This window comes from Paenibacillus sp. SAF-068 (assembly GCF_051967555.1).
Taxonomy (GTDB): domain Bacteria; phylum Bacillota; class Bacilli; order Paenibacillales; family Paenibacillaceae; genus Paenibacillus.
The window spans coordinates 2,887,599-2,907,635 of sequence record NZ_JBQCJX010000001.1 but is presented as its reverse complement, the minus strand read 5'-3'; the positions used below and the strand labels follow the sequence as shown (position 1 = coordinate 2,907,635).

The 20,037-nt window shown below is 44.8% G+C and carries 15 protein-coding genes and 1 pseudogene; 13 read left to right on the top strand and 3 right to left on the bottom strand.

All coding sequences use genetic code 11. The features are described 5' to 3' along the window. Positions 1-7: 7 nt before the first annotated feature. Positions 8-2,023, top strand: a complete 2,016-nt coding sequence (locus tag ACTHPG_RS12520; protein WP_440389657.1) for a chemotaxis protein CheW — start codon at positions 8-10, stop codon at positions 2,021-2,023. Between the two features lie 91 nt (positions 2,024-2,114). Here ACTHPG_RS12520 and ACTHPG_RS12515 read toward each other — a convergent pair whose 3' ends face one another. Then, complete coding sequence (locus tag ACTHPG_RS12515; RefSeq protein ID WP_440389655.1) at positions 2,115-2,999, bottom strand: LysR family transcriptional regulator; 885 nt, start codon at positions 2,997-2,999, stop codon at positions 2,115-2,117. Between the two features lie 112 nt (positions 3,000-3,111). Between ACTHPG_RS12515 and zwf the strand changes: the two genes are divergently transcribed. The 4 genes from zwf (at position 3,112) to ACTHPG_RS12495 (ending at position 8,171) form a co-directional block, all read left to right on the top strand. Beyond that, positions 3,112-4,635, top strand: coding sequence for a glucose-6-phosphate dehydrogenase (zwf, locus tag ACTHPG_RS12510; RefSeq protein WP_440389654.1), 1,524 nt, complete (start codon positions 3,112-3,114; stop codon positions 4,633-4,635). Positions 4,636-4,673: 38 nt separating this feature from the next. Beyond that, positions 4,674-5,339 carry a fructose-6-phosphate aldolase gene (gene fsa / locus ACTHPG_RS12505; RefSeq protein WP_076210039.1) on the top strand — a complete coding sequence of 222 codons (666 nt, stop codon included), beginning with the start codon at positions 4,674-4,676 and terminating at the stop codon, positions 5,337-5,339. 68 nt (positions 5,340-5,407) lie between these two features. Then, positions 5,408-6,826, top strand: coding sequence for an NADP-dependent phosphogluconate dehydrogenase (gene gndA, locus ACTHPG_RS12500; RefSeq protein WP_253438175.1), 1,419 nt, complete (start codon positions 5,408-5,410; stop codon positions 6,824-6,826). A 244-nt stretch (positions 6,827-7,070) separates the two neighbouring features. Next, a complete protein-coding gene (locus tag ACTHPG_RS12495) occupies positions 7,071-8,171 on the top strand; it encodes a metallophosphoesterase (RefSeq protein WP_440389653.1) in 1,101 nt (366 codons plus the stop codon). Between the two features lie 37 nt (positions 8,172-8,208). On the opposite strand, the gene ACTHPG_RS12490 is transcribed toward ACTHPG_RS12495, so the two are convergent. Further along, complete coding sequence (locus tag ACTHPG_RS12490) at positions 8,209-8,706, bottom strand: stalk domain-containing protein (RefSeq protein ID WP_440389652.1); 498 nt, start codon at positions 8,704-8,706, stop codon at positions 8,209-8,211. 392 nt (positions 8,707-9,098) lie between these two features. On the opposite strand from ACTHPG_RS12490, the gene licT reads away from it, so the two are divergent. From licT to ACTHPG_RS12470, 4 genes are all read left to right on the top strand, one after another. After that, positions 9,099-9,941, top strand: coding sequence for a BglG family transcription antiterminator LicT (licT, locus tag ACTHPG_RS12485; protein ID WP_278294535.1), 843 nt, complete (start codon positions 9,099-9,101; stop codon positions 9,939-9,941). Positions 9,942-10,085: 144 nt separating this feature from the next. Next, the gene (locus tag ACTHPG_RS12480; protein WP_440389651.1) at positions 10,086-12,005 is read left to right on the top strand and encodes a beta-glucoside-specific PTS transporter subunit IIABC; all 1,920 of its coding nucleotides are present in this window, start codon (positions 10,086-10,088) and stop codon (positions 12,003-12,005) included. A 59-nt stretch (positions 12,006-12,064) separates the two neighbouring features. Next, positions 12,065-13,528, top strand: a complete 1,464-nt coding sequence (locus ACTHPG_RS12475; protein WP_440389650.1) for a glycoside hydrolase family 1 protein — start codon at positions 12,065-12,067, stop codon at positions 13,526-13,528. Between the two features lie 166 nt (positions 13,529-13,694). Beyond that, positions 13,695-14,261, top strand: a complete 567-nt coding sequence (locus tag ACTHPG_RS12470) for a 5' nucleotidase, NT5C type (protein ID WP_440389648.1) — start codon at positions 13,695-13,697, stop codon at positions 14,259-14,261. Positions 14,262-14,274: 13 nt separating this feature from the next. Here the strand turns inward: ACTHPG_RS12470 and ACTHPG_RS12465 are convergent, their stop codons facing one another. Then, positions 14,275-15,159: an AraC family transcriptional regulator gene (locus ACTHPG_RS12465; protein ID WP_440389646.1), complete on the bottom strand. Its 885-nt coding sequence runs from the start codon at positions 15,157-15,159 to the stop codon at positions 14,275-14,277. Positions 15,160-15,260: 101 nt separating this feature from the next. Here ACTHPG_RS12465 and ACTHPG_RS12460 point away from each other — a divergent pair. The 4 genes and pseudogenes from ACTHPG_RS12460 to ACTHPG_RS12445 form a co-directional block, all read left to right on the top strand. After that, a pseudogene (locus tag ACTHPG_RS12460) lies at positions 15,261-17,606 on the top strand (family 78 glycoside hydrolase catalytic domain); the annotation flags it as partial. Further along, complete coding sequence (locus tag ACTHPG_RS12455) at positions 17,592-18,014, top strand: alpha-L-rhamnosidase C-terminal domain-containing protein (protein ID WP_440390237.1); 423 nt, start codon at positions 17,592-17,594, stop codon at positions 18,012-18,014. The pseudogene ACTHPG_RS12460 and the gene ACTHPG_RS12455, both read left to right, overlap by 15 nt. Before the next feature lie 146 nt (positions 18,015-18,160). Continuing rightward, positions 18,161-18,694 carry a GNAT family N-acetyltransferase gene (locus ACTHPG_RS12450; protein WP_440389645.1) on the top strand — a complete coding sequence of 178 codons (534 nt, stop codon included), beginning with the start codon at positions 18,161-18,163 and terminating at the stop codon, positions 18,692-18,694. A gap of 138 nt (positions 18,695-18,832) precedes the next feature. After that, positions 18,833-19,921, top strand: a complete 1,089-nt coding sequence (locus tag ACTHPG_RS12445) for an acyltransferase (RefSeq protein ID WP_440389644.1) — start codon at positions 18,833-18,835, stop codon at positions 19,919-19,921. The last annotated feature ends 116 nt before the right edge of the window (positions 19,922-20,037 follow it).

Sequence of the window (20,037 nt, the reverse complement as noted above, 5' to 3'; positions counted from 1 at the left end):
TACACGAATGATGGATTTGTCTGCCTACCGTGACATTTTTATCGAAGAACTGAATGATCAACTGGAACGTATGGATCAGTCTTTGCTGGCATTGGAACTTTCGCCTTCTGTTGAACTGGTTCAAACGCTGTTTCGGGCGGCCCATACCATCAAGGGTTCGGCATCCACAATGGATTTTCGTGAATTAAGCGACCTCACACATGAAGTGGAGTATGCCCTAGAATGGGTCCGGGAGAAAAAACCGGAAATAACTTCGGAACTCATTGATATGTTATTCCGCTCTCTGGACGCCATGAAGGTGCTTCGTGATCAGTACATCCGTGGAGAAGCCTATGGAGACTTTCGAGCAGTCGTACGAGAAATAAAAGATCTAATTCAAACCCCGGCAGTTGTCGGGAAACTTGTTACACCTCAATTGCAACCAGCAGAATCGATTGTTGCACAGGCAGCTATTGTGTCAGGCAAGCAGCTATTGTCCATTCACATTGTGCTGGAGCAGAAGTGTATGATGAAAGCGGCCAGATATCATATTTTGCGACAACGCATTGAGGACATATGTGGTACGGTTGTTGCAAATTCTCTCATGGAGAGCCAACCGGGCGCGCAGAATGAAGATGATCAGTATGGTCAGTTCATCTTTATCGTGGCTACTTTGAAGGACCCACAAAAGCTTAAGGCAGAGTTGTCTGCAGACTCGGATATTCATATGCTGGAGATAGATGCATATGTGCTGGAATCCAATGAGGTTGCAGCGACTTCTGCTCCAGTTGAATTCAGCTCTGAAACAGAGCAAACGAAACCAACCGTGACGAATACGGGCACATCTGGCCCGGAAGAGAAAGTGAAAGCTGCTCAACCTACAGTTCGTGTAAGTGTTGAGCGTCTGGACCATCTAATGAATCTGGTTGGAGAACTGCTCATTGATCAGACATCCCTTGCAGATCTGAGTGGATCGGGTGCGCGTAAAGAGTCTTCCTCACGCATCCAGAGTATTAGTGGTGTATCCGATCATATGGGCAGGGTAATCAAGGAGCTCCAAGAAGGTGTAATGAAGACGCGGATGTTACCCATTGATCAACTATTCAGTCGCTTTCCGAGATTGGTTCGTGACCTTTCGCAGAAGCTGGGTAAAGATCTGGAACTGGTTATTCAAGGTGGAGAGACCGAGCTTGACCGGATGATTATTGAAGAATTGAGTGACCCGCTGATCCATCTCATTCGCAACAGTGCTGACCACGGCATTGAAAGCGCAGAGGTTCGTGCGGCAAACGGTAAGCCGTCCAAAGGACGTATAACCTTAACTTCGTTTCATGAAGAAAATCATGTCGTCATTCGGTTTTCGGATGATGGCAAAGGGATCGATGGGGAGAAGATCAAGGCTTCCGCCCTGGGCAAAGGCATTATTAGTGAGGAACAGGCTGCACGCCTGACAACACAGGAGGCTGTACATCTCATATTTGAGCCAGGTTTCTCTACAGCATCTTCTGTAAGCGAAGTATCAGGACGCGGCGTTGGAATGGACATCGTGCGTAGTCAGATCGGGCGACTCAACGGTATCATTGATATTGACACGGAGGTTGGTGTTGGTACCACGTTTACGATTCGACTGCCACTCACTTTAGCGATTATTAAAGGTCTGTTAGTCAAAGTATCCGGTCGTGTTCTGATCTTGCCGATGTACAATGTGGCCGAAATTGTTCGAATCTCACCTGAAGATATTCAGATGATTCAAGGGCAACAAGCGATTCTGAATCATGGTCGTATTGTACCTTTTCACAGACTGTGTGATAAATTGAACTATTCACGAACAGATCGCAAATCCAAGACCATTCCACTAGTGATCGTGCGTTCCGTTGACAAAATTGCAGCATACGCGGTAGATGAGATCATTGGGAATCAGGAAGTAGTGATCAAAACGCTGGGTACGTATCTGGGTGCAATGAATCATCTGTCTGGCGCAACGATCCTGGGTAATGGTAAGGTTGCCCTGATATTGGACGCTTCCTATCTGGTGAGTCATTAATCGTTAGATAAGCATTATGCAGGCCAAAGAGCCTCATCTTCCATAACTGGATGGTGGGGCTCTTCGTTGTACCTTTTGACATGGTGACCACTCAGGCTTTGAAAATGAGGTCCATAAACCGGTTGGCTGCCAAAGAAATCGGCATATTGCGTTTGGTCATTATCCCCACATGGGAAGGGGGGAGCGGGACATCAAGCTGAATCTCGAAGAGAGAACCTTCTTCCAGCTCTTTGGAGATAAATTCACGTGTGACATAAGAAATACCCAGTCCCCTACGTGCAAATTCAATCAGCAGATCAACGCTACCGACCTCAATCTCCGGCTTCAACGTGTAATTATAGCTGTTAAACAATTCGGTTATAGCCATCCGAACCCGGCTGTTCCGGGAGAAGAGGATCAGTTGATGCTCAAGAAGCATCTCAAGCGTCATGACTTTACCTTTTAACTGAGCATAACGTTCCCCAGCTACAAAGCAGTCTTTCAACTGAATGCTTTCCCTGACTTCGAGCTGTGGGTCAACAATGGGCATTCGAACAACCCCAAGATCAATCTTGCCTTCTTTGAGAAAGGTGATGACTTCCGGTGTGGTTCCATGACTCAGATGCAGCTTGATATTAGGATATATGGTGTGGAATTCTTCGAGATACGCCAACATGTAATGCTTGAACAAGGAGTCACTGCCACCAATCCGGAGTTCACCGTTGTCGAGATTCTTCAGTGCGGCCATTTTTTCTTCCGCAAGTGAGATCAGAATCTGGGATTGTTCAATATAGGAGTACAGACTGGCACCTTCCTGTGTCAACGCTACACCCTTGGAATTTCGATAGAACAAGGTGAGTCCAAAGCTCTCTTCCAATTGCTTGATGGCATGACTGACACTGGGTTGAGTGATATACAATGCTTTGGCAGCTTGCGTCAGACTGCCTGTTTTGGCGGCCCAATAAAAGACTTTATATAGTTCATAATTTGTTGTCATAGATGTTGTCTATAGCTCCTGTGAAATATATTAATTACTTGTATGGCTACAAAACGTATTATAGTGTAACTACAACAAAGAAACCAGAGTTACTTGGAAGGAGAACGGTAAGATGGAACCAACTACCATTGTTTTATTTGGTGCTACTGGCGATTTAGCCAAAAGAAAAATATATCCTGCCTTATATAACTTATATCTTGAGCAGAAGCTTCCGGAAACCTTCTCATTGATCGGTCTGGGGCGTAGAGAGTGGTCTGATGAATTCTTTCAGGCACAAGTGGAAAAATCATTAAATGAATTTTCCAGACGCCAAGCGGATCCTGAAGTTGTGAAGTCATTTGTGAAAGCTTTTCGCTACAGTGTATTGAATATAAGCCATAAGGAAGATTATATAAAGCTGTTGGGATTAGTTGAACAGAGAGAAGCAGAGCTTGGCATTCCGTCCAATCGCTTATTCTATCTCTCGGTTGGTCCGGAATTCTTCGAACCGATTGCCGAGAACATTCAACAAAGTGGGCTGGGTTCCACAGAGGGCTGGAAACGTCTTGTTATCGAGAAGCCATTTGGTCACGATCTGCAATCCGCAAGAGATCTTAATCGCAAATTAAGCGAGTCGTTTACCGAAGAAGAGATCTATCGCATCGACCACTATTTGGGTAAACCGATGGTACAGCGCCTGGAGACATTGCATCAGAGTAATCCAATCATGAAGGCGTTGTGGAACAACCGTTACATCTCCAATGTGCAAATTACAGCTAATGAGACTGTAGGTGTCGAAGAACGTGCATCCTATTATGATCATGTAGGTGCAGTGCGAGACATGTTCCAGAATCATATGTTGCAATTGCTTATGATGATGGCGATTCAGCTCCCATACAACAGTTCTTCTGAAAAAGTTGGATTGAAGAAAAAGCACATTATGGAATCGATTCAGCCTTTACAAAAGCAAACCGTGGGCGCAAGCATCATCCGTGGGCAGTATGCAGAAGGCAACATTCAAGGCCAACCTGTCAATGCTTATGTTGCTGAACCGGGTGTAGCAGAGAACACGATGAATGACACGTTCATTGCAGCGAAATTGCAAATTGATGATTTCTTCTGGCGCGGTGTTCCATTCTACATTCGTACGGGTAAAAGAATGAAGGAGAAATCAACACGTATCGTAATTGAATTCAAAGAACCTTCAGGACAGACGAATGTGCTGAAGAACAAAGGTTCCAAGCCAAACCTGCTCGTCATTGAGATGAGTCCGGATCAGAGCATGACATTGCAACTGAATGCAAGTGATCCTGAGAATAAAGGTGAATTCAAACCGGTTCATATCGACCTTTCTCCCGATAAAGGTGACCTTGCGGAAGCTTACGAGAATCTGATTCGTGATGCCTTGCTGGGTGATCCAACATTCTTTGCCCACTGGGATGAAGTCGAATTGTCCTGGGCCTGGGTGCAACCAATTCTGGACGCATTCCAGGAAAATCTGTTGCCACTTCATCTGTATCCTGCGGGTAGCTATGGACCGGCTGAATCAGATGCTATGCTTGAAGAAGAAGGTCACCACTGGTGGTTTGATGAGCCTGCCGATCAGCAGTCTGTAGTTACGAACAGCATACCTTTGGCGGTTAATGCGAATCTCTAAACCATAACAAAAAAAATATATCTGGAGGTAATTCAATCATGAAATTTTTTATCGATACAGCTAACGTGGAAGATATCCAAAAAGCTTACAAAATCGGTGTATTGTCTGGTGTAACAACTAACCCATCTTTGGTAGCCAAAGAAGGAGTGAAATTCGAAGATCGTATTGAAGAAATTTTGCGTTTGGTACCTGAAGTAGAGTCCGTTTCTGCGGAAGTAACACCAGATGCCCTTACTGCTGAAGAAATGATCGCGCAAGCAGACGAATTGATCAAAATTAACAACAGCGACAAAAACATTACGATTAAATTGCCGATGACACTTGCAGGGCTTGAAGCTTGCCGTTACTTGACCAAAAAAGGCGTGAAAACCAACGTAACGTTGATCTTCACGGTGAACCAGGCGCTTCTGGCTGCTCGTGCGGGTGCGACATATGTATCCCCATTCCTGGGACGTCTTGACGATATCTCCGAAGATGGCGTACAGTTGGTTGCCAAAGTTGCTGAATTGTTCCGTACACATAACCTGGATGCACAGATTATTGCGGCTTCGGTTAGACATCCAGACCACGTTACACGTGTCGCGATGGCTGGAGCACATATTGCTACGGTTCCATTCTCCGTCATTGAACAGATCTCCAAACACCCGCTGACAGATCAAGGTATGGACAAATTTGCAGCTGACTGGAAAAAAACAGTACAATAATCACAGAACATTTATTTGTTTCAACTTACTATAGAATTATATAAATCATGGAGCATTGGGAGGACATAATGAGTAAACAACAGATCGGTGTTATTGGATTGGCAGTAATGGGTAAAAACCTGGCTTTGAATATTGAAAGTAAAGGGTTCTCAGTATCGGTATTTAACCGTTCCCCGGAGAAAACCCATGATCTTCTGAAAGAAGCAGAAGGTAAAAACCTGACAGGTGCGTTCACTATTGAAGAATTCGTGGAATCCCTGGAGTCTCCGCGTAAAATTCTGATCATGGTTCAAGCAGGTAAAGCGACCGACGCTACCATTGAACAACTGCTTCCTCATCTGGATCAAGGCGACATTATTATCGATGGAGGTAATGCTTACTTCCCTGACACACAACGTCGCAGTAAAGAACTGGAAGAAAAAGGTTTCCGCTTCATCGGAGCAGGTGTATCCGGTGGTGAAGAAGGCGCACTGAAAGGCCCGGCAATTATGCCAGGCGGTCAGGAAAGTGCTTATCAACTCGTAGAACCGATCCTTACAGCAATCTCCGCCAAAGTGGGCGATGATGCTTGTAGCACATATATCGGACCAGACGGTGCTGGACACTATGTGAAAATGGTGCATAACGGCATTGAGTACGGAGATATGCAGTTGATTGGTGAAGCCTACCACTTGCTCAAATCCGTATTGAACGTTTCCGTTGAAGAGTTGCATGAGATCTTTACGGAGTGGAATCAAGGGGAGCTGGACAGCTACCTGATCGAAATCACGGCAGATATCTTCTCCAAATATGATCCAGAAACAGGAAAACCAATGGTTGACGTTATTCTGGATGCGGCTGGACAAAAAGGAACAGGTAAATGGACAAGCCAAAGCGCGCTGGATCTCGGCGTACCATTGTCCATGATCACAGAATCCGTATTCTCCCGTTTCCTGTCTGCAATGAAGGATGAGCGTGTAGCAGCAAGCAAAATCCTGAATGGACCAGCAACTGAAGCATTCTCTGGCGACAAAAAAGCGTTCATCGAGAACGTTCGTAAAGCATTGTTTGCAAGTAAAATCGTATCTTACGCTCAAGGATTTGCACAAATGCGTGCAGCTTCCGATGAATACGGCTGGGATCTTAAATACGGCAACATTGCCATGATCTTCCGTGGCGGATGTATCATCCGTTCACAATTCCTGCAAAACATCAAAGAAGCATATGACAAAGATGCAGCTCTGAAAAACCTGCTCTTGGATCCTTACTTCCAAAACATTGTTGAGTCTTATCAAGGTGCATGGCGTGAAGTTATAGCAGCAGCTGTAAAACAAGGTATTCCGGTACCAGGCTTCTCCAGCGCTCTTTCTTACTACGACAGCTACCGTACAGAGCGTTTGCCAGCCAACTTGCTGCAAGCACAACGTGACTACTTCGGTGCTCACACCTTCAAACGTGTGGACAAAGAAGGTTCATTCCACTTCCAGTGGATGGACACGAACGAGTAATATCACTTTCGAAGCTATAGCATTCTTGCAGTCGATCATGAATTCAACTTCATGGCACCTGCAAGGGTGCTTTTTCTCGTTAATGGTTCGAATTTAAATATCATCAAATTGTAATAAAATGTACGAATCTGGGTTTGGCAAACAGATGATCTGACTCTTCAACTACGTTATACTTGTTCAGACGGAATTACATCCGTGATGAAAATTCAGAATACAACTTATTGACGTGGAGGTTAGACCGGGCATGTTTGTATTAGCGGGGATATTGTTTTTGGTCGTATATGGATTATTAGTGTTCTACATAGGCTGGAGCGGTTGGAGTTGGATGAAACCAGTCGTGTCCGCCAGATTTCGATGGTTTTATATTATAGCGCTTGTATTCCTTGCCGTTTCTTTCATTTTGGCACGTGTATTTGGAAGCATCTCATTTCTCAGTATTATCGGTTCTTACTGGCTGGCGATCTTCTCGTTGTTATTGCTGATCCTGCCTATCGTTCACCTTACGATGTGGTTGCTGAGATTAACCCGTATTCCTAGGCATCACACACAGAAATGGGCGGGTGTTGTTGCACTGGTGCTGTTATTGTCCACAATGGGTTATGGAATTTTCAACGCCTACAGCCCGGTAGTGAGAACATATAATATCCAGATTGATAAAAAAGTAGAAGGTGTAGACAAGCTTAACATTGTCATGGCTGCCGATATGCACTTCGGACTTCTATCTGGTCCTGCACATGCCAAACGCATGGTGGAGGAGATTAATGCGCTGAAGCCGGATCTGGTGCTGTATCCTGGAGATATTATTGATGACAATCTGGATATGTATCTGAATAGCGGAATTGCGGATATTATCAGTGACATTCAGGCTCCATACGGTGTCTATGCTTCTCTTGGGAACCACGACAAATTCGATGGTCCGATTGAAGATCTGATCGCTGCGCTGGAGAAGAGCAACATGCAGGTTTTGTATGATGACAAAATTGTACTGAATGACAAGATTACTCTCATTGGACGAAAAGACCGCACAGAGAAGGATCGTGCAGCAGTATCTACTTTAATGCAAAATACGGACTTGAGCCTACCGGTACTTATGATGGATCATCAGCCGTATGATCTGGATATTGCAGAACAGAACAATGTAGATCTGGTGGTATCCGGTCACACCCATCGTGGTCAGATTGCACCTGCTCAGTTCATCACACAGGCTATTTACGAGAATGATTGGGGTTATCTGCAAAAGGGTTCCATGCATTCCATCGTAACCTCCGGATTTGGATTCTGGGGGCCTCCAATTCGTACAAGCAGCCGTTCGGAGATTGTGCAGATTCATGTGACTTTCCAGTAATGATGAAGGCCCTTTGAGAAAAGGGCCTTTTAATTAACTATATTTTAACCTTCTTCTTGGATTTGAAGTTCCATTCGTAGACTTCCCCAGTGTACATGTGGATGTAGTAGAGGCCATAAGTCACTTCATGCGTTTCTCTGTCTGAGTATGAACGCATTACATAATAATCTCCATCTTTGGGTTCCTCTCCAACAGTTAGACCATACGTCTCAATTTCTTTTTTGATTTTTTTATATAACAGTTCAAACGCTTGATCTCCTGTGATTTTAATTAATGGTTGTTTGCCAATGTACAGATTGTTAGACTTTAAAGCTACGTCCTTACCAAGTGCAGTACTTATACTTCTAACTGGTACATATGTAGTGTTGTTATAGGTTATTGCATTAGCTGTCGACTTCTTTGTTCCGTCCACATAAATATTCACTTTCTGTAGTAAAGCTTTTATTGGCGTTCCTGATGCTGCATAAACTGTAACTCCTGTAAGCATTGAGCCGATTGTGATACCGATGATTAATCCTTTTACTTTGTCTCTCACAAATAAATCTCCTTTATTCCAAAACTATTATTTATCAATCCATTCATTTCTCTATGTTTAAGTGAAAATCCTTCATAACATTTATTATTAGTTATAATCTCATTCGCTCCAAGCGGTGAGTTGCTGGAAATTTATCGTTTGAATCTGCCTCAACATGTGAATGATAAAATCTATGTACCTTAAACATGAATCATAGGAACATTGACTCGAGTAATGGAATGAAGTGAATAGCATTGACTGTATTTGTGGTTGACACCGTTTTCAGCTTATGATAAATTAGATCCGAGGCTTGTTACCGGTAATGCGGGCAAAACCACTATGGAAATGATTTTATTATTTCTGTTTTGGTTTTGCCCTTTTTTATTCCTCAAAAAAAACCAGGTGGGTCCAGAATGATTATTAAACAGATATTTAATAACAATATTGTCAGTACCGTGGATGACAAAAATCAGGAACTACTGATCCTCGGCCGGGGTATCGGATTCAAGTTCAAAGCAGGCGATGAGATTGATGAAGAGCGGATTGAGAAGGTATTCCGTCTTCAGGATACATCGATCTATGAGAAATTTAAATCCATCGTAGCTGAAGTGCCGATTGAGATTCTGCAGGCAACAGATGATATAGTGACACTGGCACGAACGCAATTGAACAAAACCATCAGTGACGGGATCTATGTCTCGCTGTCGGATCACATTCACTTTGCTGTTCAGCGCTTGGAAAAAGGAATGATCACTCGTAATCCACTTTCTTGGGAAGTTCAGCACTTCTATAAGGCAGAGTATGACGTGGCCAGAGAAGCACTGACCTTGTTGAAGGAAAGGCTGGATATTGAGTTCCCCAAAGATGAAATCTGTAATATAGCATTGCATTTCATCAATGCGGAAGTGAATGATTCCATGAACGATGTCACTCATCTCATGCAGCTATTGCAGGAGATCATGAATATCATCAAATATCACTTCAACGTCGAATTGGATGAAGATAGCGTCAACTATTTCCGCTTCATCACCCATTTGAAGTATTTCTGTCAGCGTGTCATTACCCATTCTTCACATGATGATGCCGAGGAATATTTGTATGAAGTGGTTCGGAAAAACTATCCGGAGACATTCAAATGTATTGGCAAGATCGAGACGTTTATCCATAAAAACTATCAGTATGACATGACTCACTCGGAGCAGCTATATTTAACGCTCCATTTGGAACGTTTGATGAAAACCAAGCGGGATGCTTAAGTCCACGCAATAGAATGAAATTACAACTGGATATCCCATGGGCTTGTTACTGTTCAATCAGGCAATACCCGAATGAGATGGCGCCATCATTTGCGCTATATTCGTTCGGGTATTTTTTATTGGAAAAATGAGGAGGAAGACATCATGAAACATCAGGAAGCGGCACAGGAGATCATCAAAGCCGTTGGGGGAACAAACAATATTAACTCGGTGTATCACTGCGTTACTCGACTGCGCTTTGATCTGAAAGACAACGATAAAGTGGACAACGGTTCACTCAATAAACTGGATAAAGTCATGGGTACTAACGTTTCTGGTGACCAATTTCAGGTCATTATCGGTAATGATGTGTCGAAAGTATTCGATGCCATGGTGAAAGAACATCCGGCAATCCAGCAAAGTACGGAAAATAAAGAACCAAAGTCGGATAAAAAACAAAATGTTGTGCTGAAAATTTTTGAAACGATCGCAGGTGTTTTTGCTCCGATGCTGCCAGCGATTACAGCGGCAGGTATGCTCAAAGGGTTACTGGCACTATTCGTGTCCGTAGGTTGGATGTCTGCTGGAACAGATACGTACCGTATTCTTTCAGCCATTGGTGACGGTGTATTCCATTACCTGCCTCTACTGATTGCAGTCAGTGCTGCACGGAAATTTGGCAGTAATCCATTTGTTGCGATTGCACTAGGTACGGCGCTAATGTATCCAGACATGACAACATTGCTATCTAGCGGTGAATCGGTTGGATTTTTGGGAATCCCGGTTACAGCAGTAAGTTATGCTTCATCGGTCATTCCAATTTTACTTGCTGTATGGTTGATGTCCTATGTTGAGAAATGGGTTGACCGCGTTGTCCCTGCTGCGCTCAAGCTGTTGCTTGTGCCGTTGATTACCTTGCTTGTTATGGTTCCGGTGACATTGATTGCAATCGGTCCATTGGGTACATTTGTAGGTAGTGGATTGTCTGGCGGCATCAACTGGCTGCTGAATGAAGGCGGATTGATTGCAGGTATCGTACTGGGCGGCGCAATGGCGCTCATTATTATGACAGGAATGCACTATGCACTTGTGCCAATTATCCTGAGTAATATCGCTACACTGGGCTTCGATAAATTCTTGCCATTGACCTTTATCTCCAATATGGGTCAGGCTGGTGCTACACTCGGCGTATTCTTCCGGGCAAAAGATAAAAAACTCAAAACCGTGGCATTGTCCACGAGTTTTACAGCTCTGATGGGTGTAACGGAACCGGCGATGTACGGTGTAAACATGAAATACAAAAAACCATTTGCCGCAGCCATGATTGGTAGTGCCGTAGGTGGCGGATTCGCCCTTGCATTTGGCGCAAAAGCATATGTGCTTGCAGGTAACGGTGGTCTGCCAGGACTTCCTTCCCTGATCGGACAAACCTTCTGGTATTCCTTCGGGGGTATGATTTTGGCCTTTGTTGTAGGTACGATTATGTCTACGATATTTGGGATTAAGGAAGAAGAAGGAGACGCTGAGGCGTTGGCTCAATTCTCGCCAGGTGCCTCTTCTGTACCAGCGAAAGTAGCTTCAAATGATGCTGCCAGCGTGAATGTGGACGATATGGGCGCTCCAACACCAACGAGTGATGCAGTAGCCGTTGCACCGATGACAGGTAAAGCGATCCCGCTCCAAGAAGTCAATGATCCAACATTCGGTGATGAATTGATGGGTAAAGGTGTAGCTTTTGTTCCAACAGTAGGCGAACTGGTATCACCAGTGACAGGTACCATTATGAATGTGTTCAAAACGAAACATGCGATCGTTGTCCGCAGTGATAACGGGATGGAATTGTTGATTCATGTTGGAATTAACACAGTGAAGCTGCGTGGACAGTACTTCGATGCACATGTTGCAACAGGAGCACGGGTACAGGCTGGTGACAAGTTGCTCACGTTTGAACTGGCCGAGATTGCCAAAGAATACGACATTACAACTGCTATGGTTGTTACCAATACAGCGGATTACAAGCAAGTTCTGCCTGTGAAATTGGGCGAAATCACGATGGGTGAAGATGTATTGAAGTCTGAAATCTAATATTTAAGATTAGTGGTTAGTCAGCAAAGATTAAATCAATCCGAAGAGGAGAGATAGACATGATGAATCGACAAGGGTTTCCGGAAGGGTTTCTATGGGGCGGTGCTATAGCCGCCAATCAGGCTGAAGGTGGATTCGACGCAGGTGGCAAAGGATGGTCGACAGCCGACATGGTTCCTTATTTTGAAAAGAAGGACTACACCAACCTTAGAGAACTGATGCATGTTACCAGTGCAACGGTTGAGAAAGCAATGGCACATCACACTGCAGAAGGTTACCCGAAGCGTTACGGGATTGACTTCTACCACCGTTTTAAAGAGGATATTGCGCTGTTCGCCGAGCTGGGCTTCAAGACATTCCGACTGTCCATTAACTGGCCGCGCATTTTCCCAAATGGTTATGATGCCGAGCCAAATGAAGAGGGACTGCGCTTCTACGACGAAGTGTTCGATGAACTCCGTAAATATGATATCGAACCACTTGTAACACTCTCGCACTATGAGATGCCTATGGCACTTGTTCTGAAATATAACGGCTGGGCAGGCCGCGAAGTGATTGGACACTTTGTGAGATATGCTGAAACCGTGATGACCCGTTACAAGGACAAGGTCAAATATTGGTTAACGTTTAATGAGATTAATACGACCATTATTGAACCGTTCACAGGCGGAGGTATTATTGAAGACCGTGTGGAGAACACGATGCAGGCTTCTTATCAGGCGCTTCATCATCAATTTGTAGCCAGCAGCCTGGTAACAGAGAAAGCGCGTCAGATTAACCCGAACTTCCAGATCGGATGTATGCTTGCGCGCATGATTCACTATCCGGCGACGTCGAAGCCAGAGGATGTGCTGCAAGCACAGATCGATAACCAGCTGAACCTGCTGCATACGGATGTACAAGTTCGTGGTAGTTATCCAACGTTCATGGCTCGGTACTGGGCAGAGAACGGGATCGCCATTGTAATGGAACCGGGAGATGAACAGATCCTGCGTGAGCACACAGTTGACTTCATCTCATTCAGTTATTACACATCCTTGGTGTCCGCAGTGAACCCAGAGGAATATGGAGTGACGGGTGGTAACCTGTACAGTACGATTAAGAACCCGAATCTGGAGCGTACGGAGTGGGGCTGGCAGCTTGATCCGATCGGTCTGCGCGTTGCATTGAAAGAACTGTATGATCGTTACCAATTGCCATTGTTTGTGGTGGAGAATGGACTTGGCGCGAAAGATACCGTTGAAGCAGATGGTTCCATCAACGATGATTATCGTATTGATTATCTGAGAAAACATATTACACAAATGAAAGAAGCCGTTATGGATGGTGTGGACCTCATGGGGTATACCAACTGGGGAGCGATTGATATTATCAGCGCATCCACTTCGGAAATGTCCAAGCGTTATGGCGTGATCTACGTGGATCAGGACGACAACGGACAGGGAACATTGAATCGGTATAAGAAAAAGAGCTTTGGCTGGTACCAAAAAGTCATTGCCTCGAATGGCGAGAACTTGGAATAGATTAACCAATATGGGCACCCCGGGCGTAGGTGGTATTACGGCGCCGGGGCGTCTTTTTATTATAATCTCGCAAAATTCATCAACACAAATGAAACTTTAATACATAAAAGATGACTGCATAACATGCTGGATGGTATACTGTGATCGTATTGGGGGAGGGATAACCATGAAGAAACCTATTATTGCTGTAGATATGGATGACACGATATGTCATTTGGTCAAACGGGCCATATATCACAACAACCTCAACTTCCCGACCCATCCGTTGCGCTATGAGGATATGATTCATTGGGATACATCCCATTTGCGTCATCCAGAGAGCACTCATGATGTATTTTATGGTCGGCCGGGTCTGTTCGAGGAATTGGAGTTATATGACGAGTATGTTGTGGATGAGATGCGCAAGCTGAACGATGCTTATGATGTCATTGTGGTGACGGCAGCAGAACCAAGAACAGTCGTTGAGAAGTGGAACTGGCTTCAGCAGCACATGCCTTTTATAACCGCAGAACAGTTTATTACATGCAAAAGAAAAAGCTTGCTCGGATTCGATCTGCTCATTGATGATGGCGCACATAACCTGATTCCCGCGCATGAGGACGGCAAAAAGGTTATCTGTATCCCGCATCCGTGGAATATACAGGAGCGTGAGCGATACAACTTTCCGTTGATGTCTTCATGGAAAGAAGCCAAGGCATACATAGATGAAGTGTTACAGGTTGTTAGTGTCTGAAAGTTAGTTAACCTTATTGTCCAGAGCGCAGTGCTCTGGATTTTTTGCGATAGGCGAGAGGTGTTTCGCCTGTTATTTTTTTGAATGCGGCATAGAATGAATCCATATCCCGATATCCGACCAGCTCGGCAATCAGGCTGACTTTGTGCTGTGAATTCTTTAGAAGTTCGCAGCTTTTTTGTATGCGCAGATGTTGCAGGTGGCCGCTAAAGGTTTGCCCGGTATACCGAAGAAACATTCGTCCAATTTGCTTCTCGCTCCAGCCCGATACGCGGACCAGATCAGACATCCGAATACGATTGCTTACGTGTTGTTTGAGATATTGAAGAATGTAATCAAAACCGGTGGAATGATTCTCTACATCATGTTCCTTTTGATAAAGTTGTCTGTAGGTCATCAATACCAGCTGGCTCACCAGGGTGTATAACATGGTAGAGGAACCGATTCCCTGAACGGAGGATTCACGGTATAGCTTCACCATCAATTCTTCAATCCGGTCGTTATGATCCACAACGGATATATAAGGAACCTGATTTTGTACCAGATCCATCAGATGTTGAATGATTTCTTTTTCCTGAATGATGGCTGTCAGCGTGTGGATCAATTCAGCATTAAACAGGCAATTATATATAATTAACGGATGCTCGGTTACGTTGCTACTCACAGGACGGAAAACATGAGGAATGCCGACAGGAATGACAAACAGCATGCCCTTCTTCACGGGAATGACATCTTCACCGATATGATGAAAGCCCTTTCCTTCGGAGACATAGCTATACTCAATAAATTCATGTGCGTGAAAAGGAAGCACAAAATCTTCAGAACAACGATTGACAAAAAGTTGCAGATGATTATGCAGAAAGTATTCGCTTTTCATAAGTTGTACAGATGAATTCATAAGCAACCTCCTCGCACAGATGGCTGAATCACCGGATGAAATAGTCCTGATAACCGGGTATTTAGGGCAACAGGATCGATATAATTATATCGTAACCCCGAATGGGAAGCCAAGATGGAAAGGACGATCTGCTGATGTTTACCGTGAGTCACCTTCGTTGTGAGTACAAAATGAATCCGATTGGCCTTGATGTGAAATCACCAAGATTAAGCTGGCAGCTGCATTCCGATCGCCGAAACTGTACGCAATCCGCTTACCAGATTCAACTGTCGATGACAGAAGATTTTGAGGGAATTGCATGGGATTCTGGCGAGATAAGCACGGATCAATCCATCCATGTGGAATTGGACCCATTTCAGCCTTCACCGCGAACGCGATACTACTACCGGATACGGGCATGGGATGATGCAGGAAATAATTCAAGCTGGTCTGAAACGGCTTATTTCGAGACGGGGCTTATGGACAGTAATAACCGCTGGCAAGCGGAATGGATTACAGCTCCACCGACGGACGATGCGGAAATGTCATGCCCGCGGATGCGCAAACAATTTAAGGTGGAACAACCGGTTACATCTGCCCGCATATATGTGACAGCACTTGGATTATATGAGCTGCATATAAACAATACAAGAGTAGGAGAAGAATATTTTACACCTGGCTGGACTTCTTATCGTAAGCGGTTACAATATCAAACTTATGATGTTACTCATCTGATTAAACATGGACAGAATACTTTAGGTGCTAATCTGGGAGATGGCTGGTATCGAGGGTATCTTGGCTGGAACAAAGAACGGGAGATATTTGGTTCAACGTCTGCGTTGCTGCTGGAACTACATATGAAATATGCAGATGGATCAGAGGAATGTATTCTATCCAATGGGGAGTGGAAGGCTGCTCCAAGTGCCATTCGCATGTCGGACATCTATATGGGCGAGACGTATGATGCACGGATGGAGTCCGATTGGTCAGATTCATCTCAAGTGAATTGGTCCCCCGTTAACATACTTGAACATCCGAAGGATATCATCGTTGCGCAGGAAAATGTACCCGTCACCCAAGTGGAACAATTACAGCCAATCGCCTTGTTAACAACTCCTCAGGGAGATCGTGTAATAGACATGGGGCAGAATATGGTGGGATGGGTGAGATTCAGCATTCAAGGTGAGGCGGGTCGGACGGTTGAACTGCACCATGCTGAGATATTGGATGGTGAGGGCAACTTCTACACTGATAATCTTCGCGCAGCCAAGCAGTGTATTCGCTACATCTGCAAAGGGGACGGAGTGGAGACATATGAACCGCATTTTACGTTCCAAGGATTCCGATATGTGAAACTGGTTAGCTTCCCGGAACATCTCCTTCTGGATGAATTCACCGGAATAGTCCTGCACTCGGATATGGAGCAAACAGGTCGGTTCTCATGTTCCAATCCACTGGTAAACCAACTGCACCACAATATATTGTGGGGGCAAAAGGGGAATTTCCTTGATGTGCCGACAGACTGTCCACAGAGGGATGAACGGCTCGGGTGGACTGGCGATGCACAGATGTTTGTCCGCACGTCTACCTACCTGATGAATACGGCACCCTTCTTCACAAAATGGTTGCGGGATCTGGCAGCGGATCAGGGAGAAGATGGAGGTATTCCATTCTTCGTTCCGGATCTGAGAAGTTCCACGTCCGAAGGATGGGGGGACACCAGTCATTCCTCAGCGGCTTGGGGTGATGCAGCAGTCATCTGTCCTTGGACCATCTATGAGATGTATGGGGATGCCAGATTACTGGCCGAGCAATACGAGAGTATGAAACGGTGGATCGAGTACATTCATGTGCAGGGTGACGACCCGTATCTGTGGAACACGGGATTCCACTTTGGCGATTGGCTGGGGCTCGACTCCAAGCCCGATAGTTATGTTGGTGCAACGGACACGGATTATGTGGCAACTGCCTTCTATGCCTATTCGGTTTCGTTAACTCAAAAAGCGGCTGAGGTACTTGGAAAGACAGATGATGCTGAATACTACAAGTAGTTGCATACAAACATTGTTCATGCCTTTCGAAATGAATTCGTGACTCCAGCCGGCAAAATTGCTGTTCCAACGCAAACAGCGCATGTTCTTGCGCTGCAATTCGACCTGTTGGACGCCACTGCCCGAACTCGGGCTGTCGATCAATTGGCGAAACTCGTGGAAGAGGCGGGGAATCATCTTACTACAGGTTTTGTAGGCACACCTTATCTGAATCCTGTGCTGAGTGACGCCGGTCTTCACGATCTGGCGTATACACTACTTTTTCAAGAGGATTACCCATCCTGGTTATATCAGGTGACTCAAGGTGCAACGACGGTCTGGGAACATTGGGATGGGATCAAAGAGGATGGCAGTCTCTGGAGTGCTGACATGAACTCATTTAACCACTATGCGTACGGGGCAATTGGAGAATGGTTATATCGTTATGTTGCTGGCATCCGGTCCGATGAACATCAGCCAGGATTCCGAATGGTGCATATTCAGCCACAACCTGGACCTGGATTGGATTGGGTGGAAGCGAGTTTGGAGACGATGTATGGTCAAGTTGCTTCAAGCTGGCACCGGCTGGCGGAGGGTGAAATGGAGATTCGGGTGCATATTCCCGCAAATACGAGAGGTACGGTTCGTCTTCCTGGAGCAGGTGCACAGATCGTTCTGGAGCAAGGAAAACCGTTGGATCAGATAAGTGGAATTCAGGATATTGAAAACATTGGAGACGATGTTGAAGTCACACTTGGATCTGGAAGTTACCAATTTACGTACAAGGACACGAATGTGAACAAGGAGCGAGAAGTTCAGGAGCCTACATTGACAGAGTCCGTATAATAATAGAATAAGCGGTAAGATGTATAGTTGAAGAGGATCTGCACACATGCAGGTCCTTTTTCGAACTTGTCTGTGAAAGAGCAAAAGCTGTCTCCTGAAAGGGAGAAGGTGGCAATATCAATATCTGTTGGGAGGATGTAGTGATCATGGTGAAAGAAAACGTTAGATTAATTAAACCATCAGGAGCGTATAAGGATACTTATTTGGCATTTTATGAGGACTGGCTCAGAAGTGGAGAATTAATGGTGCCGTGGGTCATATCCAAAGAGCCTTACGCGTTAGACGAGATGTTGGCGTTCTTACAGCGTAATGAACAAGGGATCGATATCCCGGAAGGTTGGGTCAAAGACAGTACATACTGGCTGGTCACGGAGAGTGATCGAATCGTGGGTGCCGTCAATATAAGGCATGAGCTTAACGACAAATTGTTCAACAGTGGAGGACATATTGGTTATGGTATTCGTCCAGGGGAGCGGGGCAATGGTTATGGTTCCGAAATCCTCAGACTGTCACTGGAGAAAACGAGAGAGCTTGGAATCACCAGAGTATTGGTCGTATGCGACTCGATGAATGATTCTTCCAGAAGGGTCATAATTCGAAATGGTGGTATTCAGGATGAAGATTATGTGGAGTCCAATGGCAACGTTGTTGAACGATTCTGGATAGAAAATGTCGAATAATGAAGAATAATGTTGTTATATATCGAAAATAGTATCGATTATGATTGTAATACCCTCGCGTGCTGATTAAAATGAAGCATAGAATCTGGATTGCGGCCGGAAACTATCATCCTATCAGGCACAAGTGAGGTTATCTTTATGAATCAACCGGTTAATCGGCCCCGGCGCATTGAGTTTCTGGATCTCTACCGTGCTTTCGCCATCATGGCAGTAGTAGCCATTCATGCGACTTCAACAGCAGTTGCGCATTACCCCAAGCACACGTTAGATCATGATGTGTATTACTTCTGGAACACGTTCCTGCAATTTGCCGTTCCAGCGTTCCTGTTCCTGTCATCCCTGGTCTTGTTCTACAACTACAACCCCAAGGTGAATGAGAAGGGCTGGATGCTCTCTTTTTATAAGAAGCGTTTATTCTATGTATTTGTACCCTATGTGGTGTGGTCCCTTATCTACTTTGCCATTAAACAGTTGCTTGCGGGCAAGGAACCTTTGACTCACGGTGTTCAATTTGCCAAACAATTAATGATGGGAACTGCTCATACGCACTTGTACTTTTTTCTGATTATTCTTCAATTTTATATTGTTTTTCCCTTACTTCTTTTGCTTACACGCCATCATCTTTTTAAGCGGTACTTGCCATTATTATTTATTGCGGGCCAAGCGATCTTCTATGCACTACATTTGCAGTTTCACTTCGAACGGACAGGAAGTTTGTTACCCAGTTATCTGATTGTGATCGGATTTGGTGCATGGGTTGGGCTGAACTTTGAATGGGCATTGAAGAAACTGTATACTCACCGTTATATGCTTCTAGCTGCGTTATTGAGTGGAGGTGCCATTTTTATATATGGTAATGCTTCGATCAAAGCCGCTTTTGCTGCATATCCGGTGGTAACCTATTCCATTTTGTTTCTGTTCCGGAATCTGTTTACGTTGTCAGCCTGCTTGCTCCTGCTGATCTTCAGTGAACGAATGGGCACAGGAAAACATACCGAAGTTCGTAAAGCTACGCATGTTCTGGACTCCCTGGGTACAGTTGCATTCGGTGTATTCCTAATGCATCCACTCGTTTTGCTCTTCTGGAGGCGTGAATTCACAGATGAACTGGCTCGGCATTTCAGCCTGGGTATCATTCTGTCTTATGTTATGGCGCTCCTGATCTCGTGGATCTGTGCGATGGGACTGCGCCGGATGAAGTGGGGATGGGTACTGATTGGACGTTAAGTTAAAATAAACAAATACCAGTTAAGATAAGAGTTTTCAAGCCCTCACGCGTTGAGGGAATCACTTGAAACCTCTTTTTTATTTGCGGCAAAGAAGGTATTATAGAATTTAATGTC

Coding starts and splice junctions, on each gene's coding strand:
- licT (WP_278294535.1), top strand. CDS start 9,099: ATGATTATTAAACAGATATTTAATAACAATATTGTCAGTACCGTGGAT.
- ACTHPG_RS12465 (WP_440389646.1), bottom strand. CDS start 15,159: ATGAATTCATCTGTACAACTTATGAAAAGCGAATACTTTCTGCATAAT.
- ACTHPG_RS12450 (WP_440389645.1), top strand. CDS start 18,161: ATGGTGAAAGAAAACGTTAGATTAATTAAACCATCAGGAGCGTATAAG.
- ACTHPG_RS12520 (WP_440389657.1), top strand. CDS start 8: ATGATGGATTTGTCTGCCTACCGTGACATTTTTATCGAAGAACTGAAT.
- ACTHPG_RS12480 (WP_440389651.1), top strand. CDS start 10,086: ATGAAACATCAGGAAGCGGCACAGGAGATCATCAAAGCCGTTGGGGGA.
- ACTHPG_RS12495 (WP_440389653.1), top strand. CDS start 7,071: ATGTTTGTATTAGCGGGGATATTGTTTTTGGTCGTATATGGATTATTA.
- zwf (WP_440389654.1), top strand. CDS start 3,112: ATGGAACCAACTACCATTGTTTTATTTGGTGCTACTGGCGATTTAGCC.
- ACTHPG_RS12475 (WP_440389650.1), top strand. CDS start 12,065: ATGATGAATCGACAAGGGTTTCCGGAAGGGTTTCTATGGGGCGGTGCT.
- fsa (WP_076210039.1), top strand. CDS start 4,674: ATGAAATTTTTTATCGATACAGCTAACGTGGAAGATATCCAAAAAGCT.
- ACTHPG_RS12515 (WP_440389655.1), bottom strand. CDS start 2,999: ATGACAACAAATTATGAACTATATAAAGTCTTTTATTGGGCCGCCAAA.
- ACTHPG_RS12470 (WP_440389648.1), top strand. CDS start 13,695: ATGAAGAAACCTATTATTGCTGTAGATATGGATGACACGATATGTCAT.
- ACTHPG_RS12445 (WP_440389644.1), top strand. CDS start 18,833: ATGAATCAACCGGTTAATCGGCCCCGGCGCATTGAGTTTCTGGATCTC.
- gndA (WP_253438175.1), top strand. CDS start 5,408: ATGAGTAAACAACAGATCGGTGTTATTGGATTGGCAGTAATGGGTAAA.